At 38.7% G+C, this 14,747-nt stretch carries 15 protein-coding genes; 2 read left to right on the forward strand and 13 right to left on the reverse strand.

Going from position 1 to position 14,747, the window contains the following annotated elements; all coding sequences use genetic code 11:
* Positions 1–93: 93 nt before the first annotated feature.
* The 4 genes from AC2INI_RS07155 to AC2INI_RS07170 form a co-directional block, all read right to left on the reverse strand.
* Complete coding sequence (locus AC2INI_RS07155; protein ID WP_122034623.1) at positions 94–1,050, reverse strand: 5-oxoprolinase subunit C family protein; 957 nt, start codon at positions 1,048–1,050, stop codon at positions 94–96.
* Positions 1,047–1,763 carry a 5-oxoprolinase subunit PxpB gene (gene pxpB / locus AC2INI_RS07160; RefSeq protein ID WP_486304450.1) on the reverse strand — a complete coding sequence of 239 codons (717 nt, stop codon included), beginning with the start codon at positions 1,761–1,763 and terminating at the stop codon, positions 1,047–1,049. Before pxpB ends, AC2INI_RS07155 begins: the two co-directional genes overlap by 4 nt.
* Positions 1,764–1,765: 2 nt before the next feature.
* Entirely contained in the window at positions 1,766–2,506 is a 741-nt protein-coding gene (locus AC2INI_RS07165) for a 5-oxoprolinase subunit PxpA (protein WP_486304451.1), read from the reverse strand.
* Positions 2,507–2,567: 61 nt separating this feature from the next.
* Positions 2,568–3,353: a putative hydro-lyase gene (locus AC2INI_RS07170; RefSeq protein ID WP_486304452.1), complete on the reverse strand. Its 786-nt coding sequence runs from the start codon at positions 3,351–3,353 to the stop codon at positions 2,568–2,570.
* 149 nt (positions 3,354–3,502) lie between these two features.
* Here AC2INI_RS07170 and AC2INI_RS07175 point away from each other — a divergent pair, with 149 nt between their 5' ends.
* Positions 3,503–4,396 carry a LysR family transcriptional regulator gene (locus tag AC2INI_RS07175; RefSeq protein WP_486304453.1) on the forward strand — a complete coding sequence of 298 codons (894 nt, stop codon included), beginning with the start codon at positions 3,503–3,505 and terminating at the stop codon, positions 4,394–4,396.
* A 22-nt stretch (positions 4,397–4,418) separates the two neighbouring features.
* Here AC2INI_RS07175 and AC2INI_RS07180 read toward each other — a convergent pair whose 3' ends face one another.
* From AC2INI_RS07180 to AC2INI_RS07195, 4 genes are all read right to left on the reverse strand, one after another.
* Entirely contained in the window at positions 4,419–7,310 is a 2,892-nt protein-coding gene (locus AC2INI_RS07180) for an alkaline phosphatase family protein (RefSeq protein ID WP_486304454.1), read from the reverse strand.
* A gap of 337 nt (positions 7,311–7,647) precedes the next feature.
* Positions 7,648–7,998 carry a hypothetical protein gene (locus AC2INI_RS07185; protein ID WP_061002434.1) on the reverse strand — a complete coding sequence of 117 codons (351 nt, stop codon included), beginning with the start codon at positions 7,996–7,998 and terminating at the stop codon, positions 7,648–7,650.
* Between the two features lie 63 nt (positions 7,999–8,061).
* The gene (locus AC2INI_RS07190) at positions 8,062–8,592 is read right to left on the reverse strand and encodes a GNAT family N-acetyltransferase (RefSeq protein ID WP_486304455.1); all 531 of its coding nucleotides are present in this window, start codon (positions 8,590–8,592) and stop codon (positions 8,062–8,064) included.
* 121 nt (positions 8,593–8,713) lie between these two features.
* Positions 8,714–10,966 (reverse strand): peptidase U32 family protein, encoded by a 2,253-nt coding sequence (locus AC2INI_RS07195; RefSeq protein ID WP_122036099.1) that lies wholly within the window; start codon positions 10,964–10,966, stop codon positions 8,714–8,716.
* 182 nt (positions 10,967–11,148) lie between these two features.
* Between AC2INI_RS07195 and AC2INI_RS07200 the strand changes: the two genes are divergently transcribed.
* On the forward strand, positions 11,149–11,799 hold the full coding sequence (locus tag AC2INI_RS07200) for a glutathione S-transferase (protein WP_486304456.1): 651 nt from the start codon (positions 11,149–11,151) through the stop codon (positions 11,797–11,799).
* Between the two features lie 9 nt (positions 11,800–11,808).
* Here AC2INI_RS07200 and AC2INI_RS07205 read toward each other — a convergent pair whose 3' ends face one another.
* The 5 genes from AC2INI_RS07205 to AC2INI_RS07225 all read right to left on the reverse strand — a co-directional run bounded on the left by AC2INI_RS07205 (position 11,809) and on the right by AC2INI_RS07225 (position 14,747).
* Entirely contained in the window at positions 11,809–12,273 is a 465-nt protein-coding gene (locus AC2INI_RS07205; RefSeq protein WP_122034609.1) for a GNAT family N-acetyltransferase, read from the reverse strand.
* Between the two features lie 129 nt (positions 12,274–12,402).
* Complete coding sequence (locus tag AC2INI_RS07210) at positions 12,403–12,843, reverse strand: GNAT family N-acetyltransferase (RefSeq protein ID WP_122034607.1); 441 nt, start codon at positions 12,841–12,843, stop codon at positions 12,403–12,405.
* Positions 12,844–13,062 (reverse strand): DUF6500 family protein, encoded by a 219-nt coding sequence (locus tag AC2INI_RS07215; RefSeq protein WP_486304457.1) that lies wholly within the window; start codon positions 13,060–13,062, stop codon positions 12,844–12,846.
* An 18-nt stretch (positions 13,063–13,080) separates the two neighbouring features.
* Complete coding sequence (locus AC2INI_RS07220; RefSeq protein WP_486304458.1) at positions 13,081–13,926, reverse strand: sulfurtransferase; 846 nt, start codon at positions 13,924–13,926, stop codon at positions 13,081–13,083.
* Positions 13,927–13,961: 35 nt separating this feature from the next.
* Complete coding sequence (locus AC2INI_RS07225; protein ID WP_486304459.1) at positions 13,962–14,747, reverse strand: SDR family oxidoreductase; 786 nt, start codon at positions 14,745–14,747, stop codon at positions 13,962–13,964.

The raw sequence follows: 14,747 nt of genomic DNA on the forward strand, positions 1-14,747 counted from the left end.
TCTTCTGCATGTTTCTATTGCAGCGTATTCTCGTTAATCGAGATTTTTGTATTAATATTTTTATCTTAGATATTGAGGGAGCTGTTCGTTGTTCTAAGAGTTATACGAAGTAAAAAACTGGCGCTGTATCATCAATTCGGCTTCTGCACTGTAGAGTTCTTTTTCATAAAATTGCACTGTTGAACCCGGTAAACATTGCGCTAAACGACTAATATCAGCATGAACAACACACCCTATTTTTGGGTATCCTCCTATAGTTTGGCGATCTCGCATCAGCACAATTGGCTGACCATCACTCGGAATTTGAATTGCTCCAAGCGCGATCCCTTCCGAAATTAAATTATTACGCTGACAGTGAATAGCCTCACCAGATAAGCGATAACCCATTCGATCAATATTGGTTGAGACCGTATAAATTGATGAAAAAAATCGTTCACGATCAGCAATCAAAAAGTCATCATATTGATAGCTTGGGATAACACCGATATTAATATGGCGTTCATAACTTGGGATAAATCGACTCGGTACTTGCTTACGTAATCTTGGCTCAGAAAAAGAGGTTGATAACTGTGATACATCAACTGAATAACGAATCAAACTGTTTACCGTTAATGGAGTGCCTTTACCATCATAGCCACCTAATCCATCACGAATTACCGTCGCTGAACTTCCTAAAATTGTTTCAACTTTAAATCCACCACTCACAGCAAGATAAGCTCGTAACCCTGATTGAGCGATGCTCATTTCCAATTTATCACCGGAATTAATCGCGTAACTTTGCCAAGGCCTGATCGCTTCACCGTTAAGCTTCGCTCCCATGTCAGCACCAGTTAAAGCTATTGTAGTTGCGGCATAAAACGTACAACTAAACTGTCCTAGGGTAATTTCGATTTGAGTGGCATTTAAATCGTTATCGACTAATTTATTCGCCCAGTCAAACGCATGTTCATCCATTGGTCCACCCGGTGTCACTCCTACAGATTGGTGACCATATCGGCCTTTATCTTGAAGCAATGCTAATGGGCCCGTACTGTGAATTCGTAATGTCATGCTTTATCATCCTCTTCCACTAATGAGACCTCTGGTAACTCGCCTCCCATCTCTAGATACTCTTCTCGTGAAATAGGATTAAAAGTCACTTTTGCCCCCATCTCAAAAACCGTCAGGTTGTCGCGATTAAAATCAATCAAGTTAACAGGCGTTCGCCCTATCACTTGCCACCCTCCCGGTGACGATTTTGGGTAAATAGCGGTTTGTTGCTCCGCAATAGCTAAACTGCCAGCGGGCACTTTCAAGCGCGGTGTGCTTTTACGAGGAATATGAATACGAGGGTCAGTATTACCTAAATAAGCAAAACCCGGAGCAAAGCCAATAGCATACACTCGATATTCTTGGGATGAGTGAATAGAAATAATCTCATCAAATGATAACCCGGTATGGCGACTTATTTCTTCAGCATCAAGAGAGACTTCTGGTCCGTAATAAACCGGTAACTCAATAACCATAGAAGAGGATAATTGAGTTTCTTTGTTATCTTGCTGAAGGTATTGATTTAGTCGAGACATAAACGTTCGTAGTTCTATTCGAGTTAAATCATAAGTGATTAAAATAGAAGTATATGACGGCACCATATCAACAACGAACAAATCCGGATGTTGATTAATAACGCTAACAGATTGAGCAATAATATCTGCAGTTTCAGGGCTAACGCTATCGGCAAATACCACTAAAACGGTCGATTCATTAACGGCTGATATTTTCATTATTATTGAGCCTTTTTCTGAAGCTTTTTATGCAAATATACGGCTGTCGGCACAGAAAAAGGACCATCACCATGAATGCATAATGTGTCGGCATGGATCGTTATTTTCTTTCCAGTTAGCGTTGTAACACAACCTTGATCAATCAATTGATCTGCTTGGTGTTGAATTGCTTCATTCGTATGATGGCTTGAGTTAGGTACACTACGCGGAACTAATCGCCCTTCTTCGTCATAAGTCCGATCTACAAATGCTTCAAACCATAATGTAATGCCAAATTTATCGGCCAATGCTTGGTAACGAGCGTGATCAGGAACAGCCATAATAACCAATGGCAATGTGACATCGTAACGTTGAAGTGCTGATAACAAGGTCTCAAGAATAGCGTCATCCTTCATCATCATGTTATAAAGCGCGCCGTGAGGTTTTACATAGCTTAGTTTTGTATTCTGGCTTTGACATATTCCTTGTAGTGCACCTAGCTGATAGATAAACAACGACGCAAGATCAACAGAACTCATCGCTATGTCTCGTCGTCCAAAACCTTGTAAATCGTCATATCCAGGATGTGCTCCAATCATTACACTATGCTCTTTTGCTAACGCGACCGTTTTCATCATCACGCTGGGATCAGAAGCATGCATACCACAGGCAATGTTTGCCATATCTAACGCAGGCATGACAGCGGCATCATCGCCTAGCGTCCATAGCCCAAAACTTTCACCCATATCACAATTAATTTTCATTCCCTTTCCTTAATTATTTTTGGCGACTTAATAACAACGATGTAAAAAGAACGTTTACTGACTACAGCACTGCAAATTCGGAACTTAAACGATCTGTAATCAACATTTTTCCGGGCGCATGAGTGATGCAGAAAGGAGGACGACTTTGACGAATAACATTTTGAGGAGTCACGCCACACGCCCAAAACACAGGAACCTCCCCTGAATTGATCTGTACAGCATCGCCATAATTAGGGTTAGCAATATCAGAGATACCAATCGAATCAGGGTCACCAAAATGCACTGGTGCACCGTGAGATTTAGGAAAACGAGTCGTGATTTGAATCGCACGTATTGCATCTTTAGGAGTGAATGGACGCATAGAGACCACAAAGCTACCGTTAAACTTACCTGCTGGCTCGCAAGGAATGTTAGTGTCGTACATGGAGACATTTTTGCCTTCATCAATATTTCGAATAGACAAACCAGATTGAATTAGCGCTTCTTCAAATGAGAAAGAGCATCCTAAAACAAACGTAACTAAGTCGTCTTGCCATAATTCGGTAAGATCAGAGACTGAAGTTTCAAAATTACCCTCATAGAACACATGATATTCAGGAACATCCGTAGATAAATCAATATCAGCCCCAATAGAAGGAAGGTATCTCTCCCCCGCTTGAGTGACATCAATCAACGGGCAGGCCACAGGGTTCTTCTGACAGAAAAGTAAAAAATCAGCCGCCCAAAGCGCAGGTAATATGACAAGATTGGCTTGTAAATAACCAGATGCATAGCCTGAAGTTGCACCAGTAAATTCGTTATTTCTGATTTTTTCACGCAGTTGATTAAGCGATATATCCTTATCCATCCAACTCTCCCTTATGAGCCTTGTAACTCCATCGTTAACTAAAGGTTACATTACTGCTTATTTTAATAATGTCTATTCGTATTTTTCTGCTATTCTTGATAAATATTTTTTATCACCTAGCAACAGAATAAATCTAAGGGAGGTATGTTGTGCTAAATTTAAAACAACTTGAAACCTTTGTATGGATAGCGCATTTAGGCAGCTTCAGAAAGGCTGCAAAGCACTTATGTACAACACAGCCTGCAATTTCAACCCGTATTTCAAACCTTGAAGAAACCTTAAATGTGCCACTGTTTTTTCGTGATACAGGTTCAATATCGTTAACAGCAAAAGGACGAGAACTGCTTCCTTTTGCTGAAAAACTGTTAAGTAATGCAGACCAATTTCATGCGCTAGCAAATAATTCAGAGGCTATTTCGGGGATATTACGAGTTGGAGTATCAGAAACAATCGTTCATACATGGTTGCCACAGTATCTTTCTTTAATTCACCAAAACTTGCCTCATTTAGAGGTTGAGCTAATCGTGGATGCAACGATCAATCTTAGAAAAGAACTGTTAGCTCGCAACATTGATATTGCGATTTTATTAGGAGACGTTGTTGAACCGAATGTGGTTAGCCAACATATTTGTGATTATTCTTTGCATTGGGTAGCGAGCCCTACGATACAACGAACGTCATTGCATGCCACGACCAATTTCTCTCATTGGCCAATCATTACCTACGCAAGAAATACGAGCCCTTATCATGAAGTAGAACGTTACTTTAAAAAGCATAACAATCAGCCTACACGGTTTTATTCCGCTAGCTCGCTCTCTGCAAGTATTCGCTTAGCCGAAAGTGGCGTCGGTATTGCAATGTTACCTAAAGAAGTGATTGTCGAAGCACTTAAAAATAACACATTAAAGATAATTGAATCTGATTGGACTCCTAGCCCTTTACAGTTTTCTATCGCTTATCTCGACACACCGATTAACCTAATGACAATTGAAGCCGCAAAACTTACCTTTGAGGCAGCAGAGCAATATCAAACGTTAAGTTAATCGATGACTCTATTTTCTTTTATTATTTACTTGATTGTATGTCTAACTCACTGAGCAAAGAAGGAAAGCCCCATCCGTTTTCATTCTTAATTACGGTTTCTTGAGTAAGGTATTCATATAATGTGGGAGCCAATGACCCGTTCGCATCGCTCTTCAATGGCGTAACATTCGAGCCGATAGGTGTCCCCCAAAATCCTAAAAAGGCGTCTTTTTCTAAGTAATGTTCTCCTGCATGTCTCCCCGGAACTTTAGTATTAAACCCAACCCCAAATTTAGGGAATAAGTTTATCGTTCCTGCTCGATCTTCTTCATACAATTTAGCTAATTGATTCACGGAATCTGGTCGCACCGTGTAAGCCGTCAGGTTTCTCCACTCTTGCTCTGTACACCATGAATCCACATTGTCATTAACGGCAGAGACCATGCATCGTTGATATAACGCTTGGTATGATGCTAATTCAGCTTTATTTGGCTGCGATTTATAAGGATTCAGAACATCGAGTTCAAGTAATTGGGATGAACCAATAACAGGCTGATAAAGTAATCTGTCCCCTTTTTTAGTGATTAATTCATCAACTCTAACACCGTCTTTAAAACCAATAACTCGAACATTACATTCATCTAACGTGCAGTTTGTTTCTCTAACAACGAGATAATCTAACGACTCTTGTAAACGTGAAGAAACTTCATTAATCACATTGATAGACTTACCTTTTGGCGCATTCACTGGTGTCCATGTTGTTAGTTCTACGTACGTTGGTTGCACTTTCCAGCCTTCGGCTGAATTAAAGAAATCCATCATAAAATTACCGCCGGCAGTAGAGGCTACCACCACATCTACCTTTTTATTACTTTCATAATTAAGCGCGTTGGTAATTTTAGGCCCTTCCCCTTCATCCGAAGAGATCTTCTTAACCACTAACGGATAACCAAGCTCTGTTTGAAGAGAATCGAACACCTGTTTTTCTGGATTAAGAGAGTAATACACGGGCGCTAAACCATGATCACCTGCCATACCCCAAAGCGTTCTGTCGTATACGCCCGCCTCTTTATATACGTTGGTAAATTGCGTTAACCAATAATCTAGTCGATTCAATTCCCCTGTAGGCATGAGGATTTCATCACTAAATGGCCCAGTGAAATGGGCAAAATGATCAGGCCATGGGTTATAGATTAAGGCGTAGTCTGGCATGCCTTTTTGTTCTAGTTTAGAGAGGGATTTTAAGTTTTGTTGGATCTTCCATTTTTGAGTTAACTTGCTGTAAATATCCAAGACAAAGATATCGTCATAAATTCGAATATCGTCAATTAACTCTGATCGCATCTTAACAATCGTTTTTTCTACTTTGGCTCGTTGTGTTAACTCTCGTAAACAACGCTTTTCACCAAAGTCTCGTAAACTCTCACCGGCTCCTAGATTCACTAAGCCATCATAAGTCGTATGTGCATTCCAATCGTATTGGGCATTGCAGTTTAGAGTGACTAGATAATCCAAGCGATCGAACATGGTTTGAACTTTGTTCGCGTCTATTAGACGATCAAGTTGCAAAGCATCGTTACCGAAAAAGTAATATGCACGATCTTCTTTTCTATCAACAAAATGGAAATTCGGTATTCCTGTGCCTCCTTCACCAGACACTTTTGCACCCGTTTTTATTATCGGTAAATTGCGAACACTGATAGTCGGTGTTGATGAAATGCCCACATCGACAATACTTTTATCGTACTTTTGGTATAACTCAGTAAAAAATGGCAAGTAAGATGAGTCGTTATACTCTTTCTCTGTCAGCCTTTTTAAGAATGATAATTGCTGTTCATGCTCTGGCTGCGTGGTGATTTCATTCTGAGGCTTATAGGTTTCATGCTTAAGATGATCTTTATACACCTGTTTGATAAATGGCTTTTCAATCGGTGACATTAGCCCTTCAAGCAGACCTTGTTGCAAACCATCAACAGTGACCTGAACAGCTAGTCGACGTTGCTGACGAGATTCTAAATAAGCAATAACCGTCTCTGGGTTCTCTTTAAAGCTCTCTTGTAACCATTTATTCAGCACCTCTTGTCGCTGCTCTTGGTAAACAAACTGACGGTATGATTTCAATACATTAAGACGAACAAAATCAATAAGAGTAATGGTTAATGCTTCTGCTTTATTATTCACAGAGCCTTTATGCTCAGGCTTACCCTCTTCAATGATTTGTTCTAACGCCCCACGCATTTCTCCCTCATCCATACTTGTGACCGCTTTTGTCATTCCAGCAATGATGATTGGTTGAATTTTATCTATTATTTTCCGGTCTTCTGGAGTATCAGAGAGATAAGTATAGCGCTCGGGTAAAACCTCAAGATCCTTCCATTCACCAATTTGCACTAATTCATCATAAACAATCACCATGTTCGCAATGAATTTACGATCAATATTTAGCCCTTGATGATGGCTATCAGCTAACTCTGGTTTCTCTTCTTTTTTAACATCATTTAAAGTAAACAAAGAATGACTGAAACCATTAAGTGTTTCTTCATCATATTGAGTTTTTAAATAGGCTTTAAAAGCATCTTCATTATCCATATCTCCGTATTTATCAACAAAGGTATAAAGAAAATGACCTAAAGGGATCGCGTATGAGGGGTTAGAGAGCTTTGCAATGATACTTTTCTTAACATCGCTATCCAATGGAAGAGATAAAATATAAGCATCTAAGGTGATGCCTGCAATAGTAAAAATAGCGGCATCACGAACCGTTTTCGTTGTATATATTACAGAAGAATGTATCTGATTTTTAAGTATTTCGGCTGAGTTAACAACTCCACCAACGACAGGAATTGAGCTGACGTTGGCCAAACTGTTTGCACTCAAAATCGAAAGAGATAACACACTGATCGTAAATATTGACGAAAACGGTCTGTATTTCACTTTAACTTCCTTTTATAGCGATTTAAATAAGTTATTGTTCAGAGCCGCTTAGTATACAGAATTATCAAATAGTTAATTCGAAGATGTTAGATAATATTGAATGATTTGCTTCATTGGCGGCATTCTTAAATAGTTATAATTACACATTTAAATATAATGAAGAGGTTAGAATAGCAAAGGAGGAGTGATGGATCTTGCTGTGAGATGATCAATGGAAGTCCTCTACAAAACTCATAATATGAATTTTATAGAATACTCCCATTGCAATTTAATTCTGGTTAGCTCACCAATATTACGATGCAGCTATAACTATCCTGTAATTGATAGTTTTAATCTATTACAGTCCGAAACCGATTTTAGGTTGACGACGAACAGAACGAACACCCCATGGACCTAGATCTGGTTTTGGTTGACCTTCAAAATCACCAAGACAAATATAGCCCTTAGAAAGGTAACGGAATAAGAAATCACCGCCATCTAATGAGCCTGTTTTATCATCACCAAAAGGTAAATGAATACGCTCAACACGAAGATCTTGAGCTTTCTTAAATGCTGGATAAGCCGTTGAGTTAATTTGGTATGCGTCTAAATTTTTCAGCAACGCTTTATCTGACATCTTTGCTTTCATACGAGCAAAGATCATTATTAGACGTTTCTGTTTTTCAGAAGAGACGATGATCATTTCCATTATAGGAATTCCTTTGAAACAAGAAAGTATATAGCAACCCCTGCTTTAGAGCTATATCTCACTCTATATCACTGTCGACAACTGCTTAATTACACAGCGATATTCATAACAATCAATAATTTCACCGTCGACAATGGTAAACTCAGGTCTAAAACCCGCTTGTTTAAAACCATTCTTGGTTAACACTCTTTGGGATGCCAAATTATCCGTCGATGCCGTAGCCAATAATGACCCTAATGTTAATCTTTCTTTCGCAATTTCAATTAACGCTTTAGTTGCGTATGTTGCGATTCCTTTTCCTGTAAACTCTTCACCTATTCGATAACCAATATAGGCCGACTCTTTCTCTTGGTTAATATTATAAAGATTCGCACGACCACAAATAACACCCTGCTCGTCTTTTAATAGCATTGGATAGATCTTGCCATTTTTATACTCAGAAAGACAAAAAGCGATGTGTTCATTAATGCCTTTTTCGCTAAAAAAATCTTCTTCTCTTGCTTCAATAAAAGACTCAAACCACTCCTTATTAAGTAGTTCAAACGCTAATAAATCTACCGCATCTTCTATTACGAGTAACTGTAATGTCACCATAACCAATCCCTCTTATTTTTATTCTAACCAAGACGTTTATACCTAGCTCTATCTGAATTATAGACAAAAAAAAGCCACGATGTGTGATCGCGGCTTCATCTTTTAAGCTATCGGTTAAATCTTACAAACCTTGTTGATATTGGTCGTTAGTATTAATCGGAACCATGGTATACAGCTCTTCTTTCACACTAGTATCGCCATTGATCAATTTCTCAAAGTGTTTAACTAACTCAACTTTATCGGCTTGCTCTTTAGAACCACCACCGATGTTTGTTAAATCAATGAAGAACTCATCAAACAGACCAGAGAAGTCATTCACAATATCCATATTTAGGAATTGTTCGTGGTTATAGATGCTTGGGTAGCCACCTTTTTGTTTATCTACCGCGAACGAAATGCCTTTCACGTTAGTAATTGTGGTGGCTTTCTCACACTTCAGCATACAACCCGCTTCAATCGCTGGTTTATTACACCCTACTGTTTGTTGGAAGAAACACTGACGGCTTGTCATCATTAAAATTGGGTGATAAATACTGTACGCCAATTTGAAGTTTTCAGGACGACGAATGTGCTTCATCTGACCTTTATTGATCTCATTTGAAATAAACGCACCTGCACAATTTAGTGTTTCTTTCATTGTCACTAAAGCGTGTGAGTTCGTTGTATTTAAGAATGGACCAGCAACCCACTCAATACCCATTTCAAAGGCTTTGTACGCTATACCCGTGTTATTGGTTACGATACGAGCCGGTTTTACTTCTTCAAGTACTTTAACGGCTTCGTCGTAGTCTTTACCAATAAGAACCGCTGGGAACCATGGGATCAAACGTGGGTTTTCTAAGAAAATATTGATGTACTTACGATCACGTTTTTTGAAGCTTTCTGGTAACTTGAAGTAAATATCGGCATCTGTTGCATCGCAGACATTTAAGTCAGCAACATCAGCAATCAGCATTGATAACTTAGGCTTCTCTTCCACTTTTGGGTAGACTGGCAATGCGTCAACTTCAGTATGTTTAATAACTTCTTTAGACCCATTCATCAGGAAAGCGACTTGATCTTTAATTTCTGTCAATTCTCGGAATGGAACCGCTAAGTTTTCACCTAACTCAGAGAAATCATAACCTAGTAATTCATAGTTAGGGTTAATCACGCCTTTAAAGCGTTTTTCTAGCTCTTTTTCTGTAATCGCTTTTTGACCAGCTTCGCTCAGTAGTGATGTTGATTTCACTTCAAACGTTTCTTGATCATCTTGGCTTGGCGTTACAACGACCGTTAATGGTTCGCCTAACGTTGCCTTGAAAGCAATAGTAACCGCAATTTTATCGATGCTTAATGACTTCACTTTTTCTTCAAGTGTCGCACCCAGTGCATTCTTAGCGCTGTAAAGATCTTGTTTAACTTCTTGAATTTGTACTACATCAATCGAGTTACTCTGCTCAACCGCGTAGTTTACGCTGTTATCACGAGGGTTATCGATGAACATGTCTTTAGTCAAATTGCCTTTCAAGAATTTGTTGGTTAAGCCACGGTTGAATACTTTATGAAGATTAGAGTCATCTTCATATAGCTCACCTGTCTCAACAAATTTATTGATATTTTTACGCCAGTTTTCAACCACGGTATATACGTAGTGAGCGCCTTTAATACGGCCTTCAATTTTCAATGAGTCGACTTTTGCATCAACTAATTCAGGAAGGTCAAAATACGCTGAGTTATCTTTTAAGTTCAGAGGGTACTTAGTGCCTACGTTTGTTACTTCGTATTCATCACGACACGCTTGACTACAACGGCCACGGTTACCTGAGTTACCCACACTTACTGAGCTTGAGTAACATTGACCAGAGAATGCAATACACAAAGAACCGTGAACAAATACTTCTGTTAGCATGTCATGTTCATGAGCAACCGCTGTCATCTCTTTAATTTCATCAATGTTCAATTCACGAGATAAGTTAACACGTGACGCGCCAACTTTTGAAAGGAAATGAAGTTGACCTTCATTGTGTGTCGTTAACTGAGTAGAAGCGTGAACATCTAATGTTGGGAAGTGCTTTTTGATTAGGTTAAAGACACCTAAATCTTGCACGATAATGCCATCAAGTGTTGTATTAACTAATTGATTTAGTAACTTAACTAATGATTTGATTTCGTGCTCTAAAATAACAACATTTAGGGTCAGAAATACTTCACAACCGTATTCATGAGCTAGTCGCAATACACCATTTAGCTCATCAAATGAAAGATTGGATGCGCGGTTACGGGCGTTAAAGATATCTAAACCACAGTACACGGCATTTGCCCCTGCAACGATGGCCGCTTTAATCGCTTCAACATCACCACCAGGTGCCAATAATTCAAGTTTTCTACTCATTATGAAATTGCTCGCTTCGGTTTTTATGTAATAATTTTTTTGAGGGGGCATTCTACTCGCCTCACGCTTTTATTACCACTCATTCGGCTTTTATTGATCTAGATCATAAAGAAATAAGGCTGGATCTAGCCATTTATTCCGTTAATATCGTTTTAATTGCTTTAACTTTTGAGTATTTCATCATGACAACGCCTATTCTTTACTCTCTTCGACAGTGTCCATATGCGATGCGTTCTCGTCTTGCTATTTTGCATGCACAACAGACTGTGGTGCTGCGCGATATTGATATGAACAATAAACCTGAAGAAATGTTGTCGATTTCATCAAAAGGCACAGTTCCTGTATTGCTACTGAGTGATGGCTCTGTAATAGATGAAAGTCTTGATGTGATGGTATGGGCGCTCACCCAATCAGATCCTAATAATTTGCTCTATTCACACGATGAGACAAAATTAACTCAGATGCTTGATATCATTAATCAAAGTGATAATGAGTTTGTGGATGCATTGCAAAAATATCGTGCAGCCTCTCGCTATCATGATACGAATGAAGTTGATTGCAGAGAACGGTGTTGTGAATGGTTAATGACTATCGAACTGGCGTTATCTCAGCATGCTTATATTATGGGAGAAACACCGAGTTTGGTGGATTACGCTATCTTACCCTTTATTCGTCAGTTTTCACGAGTCGATAAGAAGTGGTACGCTCAAGCTCCGCTCCCTTATTTAAGAGCGTGGTTGGTGAATCATTATAATGACCCTACTTTTTCAAAAGCGATGTTTACACACCCAAAATGGCAGAAAGGATCTGAGAAGATTATTTTTGGGGAATAACCGTCTTTGTTAACTCCCAAGTTGTCCAGAATAAAGCAGTGAATGTTCCATCTCGACAAAGTGTTCATCTTCTCCGACAATTTTATACCCTAATCCGTGATAAAACTGGATAGCTTTAGGGTTATTTTTAAATGAAGAAAGGCTTATCTTAGTGACCCTGTCACTGAAATGATGCTGATAACATCTCATGACAGAAGCACCTACTCCTTTGTTTTGGTATTTTTTAAAAATGATAAACAGATGAACATGTGCTTTGTTAAGATCCAAATGAGTACAAATTAACCCTAAACGCTCTCCGCTAAACATAACCCAATCAAACCACTCTTGAGGGTATGAATCGAAAAAACGTTGTTGTTGAAACATTTCATCCCAGCCAAGTGAGCCTTCAATTATAGAGTGAAAATACGTTTTATATATCCCAAACAATGAGGGATATTCACACGTTGTGACTTTTTTAAACGTAATTCTTTCCATTGAATCATCCTTTATTCTGAGCTTATTATTTCAAAGTATCATCTGTAATAACTTGGTTTACCTATTCTTTGATTGTAGACCATAAAGAGTGATTTTTTACTCTAGTTCAACCTAGCTCTTTACTATACGTTAGCTGATCATTCTTTTTATAAACATAATTTTACTTTTATCTGTTGTTCCTTTGTCTTCGTAACCAGAAACATGATAACCACTTGAAATCAGTAGCTGTAACATTGCTGGATAACGGTTCATCGATTTGACGCTAATCGCTGTATAACCCTGATTATGCGCCCAAGACTCCTGTGCTAAACGTAGTTGTGTCGCTATACCATTTTTGCGAGCTGTTGGAATAACGCCACCAAGCCAGCTGTAAAATTCAAAGTGTGATAATTCATAACCCATTTTATACGCCACAGGTTGCTCATTATGCGTCGCTATTAAAATCAAATGTGTTATATCACTTAACCGTTGTTCTAGTTTCTCTTTGGTATTTCGACCATCAAATTCTGGGATCTGAGCATCTACCTCGAGTACATCTTCTATTGTGCCTTGGCGAATTTCTATTTTCATTTATTGCCCATCTTGAATCATTGCTTTTATCTTAATTGCTTTTTCAAAGTGATCTAATTTATGGGTAGCAATCCACCACGTGGCCGCTTCCATTAATAACTCTGGATCATCGTTTTTATTGGCAAAAAAAGCATAAAAAGATAAGCCTACATTATCCCCTTTTAGCTCTATTTTCTTATCACACACCGTGATGATTTTGGCTCTTAAAATGTCTCTCATAGATCACTCTTACTTTAATTACTCTATCGGCAACGAGTGATTAGTTCCCCAATCAGCCCATGAGCCATCGTATAAAACGACCTCTTTATAACCAATAGATACGGCTGCTAACATTAAGATGCATGCGGTAATACCTGAGCCACAACTGAAATAGGTTTTTGTATCTATTGAAGGTACTCTTTCTGCAAAAATAGCTCGTAATGTCTCTTCATCTTGATAGGTATAATTATCTAACAATATGGAAAATGGGATATTTTTCGAGCTTGGAATATGACCACTACGAACTCCCTCTCGTGGTTCTGGTGCCTTACCTAAAAAGCGCATTTCTCCACGCGCATCTAAAATTGCAACATCGGTATTTATTACGCTAAGTACTTCGTCCGAATCACATGCTAAGCCTTTCACCGCTTTCACAGTGGCATTGCCTAATATCGATGTTGTTGTGTATTCTGATGCCGTTTCTCTTCCCTCTTTTAGCCATTGAGGTAATCCACCATCCAGAACGTAAACATGTTCAAATCCCATCACTTTAAACGTCCACCACGCTCTAGGAGCAGAGTAAATACCTTGGTTATCGTATAAAACAACGATTGAATCTGAATTAATGCCTAGTTTCTGTATTGCTTGAGTAAACTGCGCTTCAGTCGGTAATGTATGAGTCTGAGCAGAGGCGTGATCACAAAATTCAACTTCTACATCAAGCTTGCGAGCGTTAGGTAAACAAGAGAATGCCTCATAAACTAAAGGCTCTTTACCAACGATATTCGCCATATAAGCATCGACGATGACCAGTTTTTCATCATTAAGGTGTTCAGCTAACCATGTGCTTGTTATTAATGGGCTTGTCACTGATGAGTTCTTCATTATTCTGTCCTTAGTTAGAATCGCGCTTTGGTGAATTAACATTCGTCGTAAGTAATTTTCATCACATCGGGATAAATAAACTCATACCCTAATGTGTCTTTAATCTTTTGATTACTGATGATTTTAAAAGTTTGTTCATCTGATTCGATAAAACAAGGCGGAGCAATGCCTATACGTTGCGAGGCTTGTGTATAAAACTCTCGTTTTGTTGGGTGCGTATCAGCACAGGCATTAAAGATAGTGTTCCATTTCTCTTGTTTTATGATCTGCTTAATTAACTCAACGCAATCATCTTGGTGGATCATATTAACTGGTGCGTCTGGGTTACTCACTGAGCGCCCACTTTTAGCAAAGAATCGTCCAGGATTTCGTGAATAACCTACCAAACCGCTAAAGCGAATAATAGTAGTACTAAAAGCCGTTGATTGGGTAAATAAAGACTCTATTTGATATAAGACTGAAGCGTTTAATGCCGATTGTTCTTCAGTGACTACCCCATTGTTATCAGCATAAACCGACGTTGAACTCACAAACACAAGGTGCTTAATTGAAGACTGCTCTATTAAAGCAATAAGAGAGGAAAAGCCCTCAATATTCTTCGATGGTATCGCGATAACAAGAATATCTGAATGTAAAAACGGCGCCCAATCTTGCTCTTGCTTATCAAGGTCTAAGACATAGGGAATAACAGAAATTTTCTTTAATGCTTCTGCTTTTTCCTCACTTCTCACAGAGCCTTTAACTTGAAAGAGATCATTCACTAAACCTTTAGCTAGAGGTAAACCTAACCAACCACAACCTAATACACTAATTGATGTCAT

Source organism: Aliivibrio friggae (genome assembly GCF_057368515.1).

Excerpts from the sequence above, each read along its gene's own strand:
- AC2INI_RS07155 (WP_122034623.1), bottom strand. The coding sequence starts at position 1,050 with ATGACATTACGAATTCACAGTACGGGCCCATTAGCATTGCTTCAAGAT.
- pxpB (WP_486304450.1), bottom strand. The coding sequence starts at position 1,763 with ATGAAAATATCAGCCGTTAATGAATCGACCGTTTTAGTGGTATTTGCC.
- AC2INI_RS07165 (WP_486304451.1), bottom strand. The coding sequence starts at position 2,506 with ATGAAAATTAATTGTGATATGGGTGAAAGTTTTGGGCTATGGACGCTA.
- AC2INI_RS07170 (WP_486304452.1), bottom strand. The coding sequence starts at position 3,353 with ATGGATAAGGATATATCGCTTAATCAACTGCGTGAAAAAATCAGAAAT.
- AC2INI_RS07185 (WP_061002434.1), bottom strand. The coding sequence starts at position 7,998 with ATGGAAATGATCATCGTCTCTTCTGAAAAACAGAAACGTCTAATAATG.
- AC2INI_RS07190 (WP_486304455.1), bottom strand. The coding sequence starts at position 8,592 with ATGGTGACATTACAGTTACTCGTAATAGAAGATGCGGTAGATTTATTA.
- AC2INI_RS07195 (WP_122036099.1), bottom strand. The coding sequence starts at position 10,966 with ATGAGTAGAAAACTTGAATTATTGGCACCTGGTGGTGATGTTGAAGCG.
- AC2INI_RS07200 (WP_486304456.1), top strand. The coding sequence starts at position 11,149 with ATGACAACGCCTATTCTTTACTCTCTTCGACAGTGTCCATATGCGATG.
- AC2INI_RS07205 (WP_122034609.1), bottom strand. The coding sequence starts at position 12,273 with ATGGAAAGAATTACGTTTAAAAAAGTCACAACGTGTGAATATCCCTCA.
- AC2INI_RS07210 (WP_122034607.1), bottom strand. The coding sequence starts at position 12,843 with ATGAAAATAGAAATTCGCCAAGGCACAATAGAAGATGTACTCGAGGTA.
- AC2INI_RS07215 (WP_486304457.1), bottom strand. The coding sequence starts at position 13,062 with ATGAGAGACATTTTAAGAGCCAAAATCATCACGGTGTGTGATAAGAAA.
- AC2INI_RS07220 (WP_486304458.1), bottom strand. The coding sequence starts at position 13,926 with ATGAAGAACTCATCAGTGACAAGCCCATTAATAACAAGCACATGGTTA.
- AC2INI_RS07225 (WP_486304459.1), bottom strand. The coding sequence starts at position 14,747 with ATGACATCAATTAGTGTATTAGGTTGTGGTTGGTTAGGTTTACCTCTA.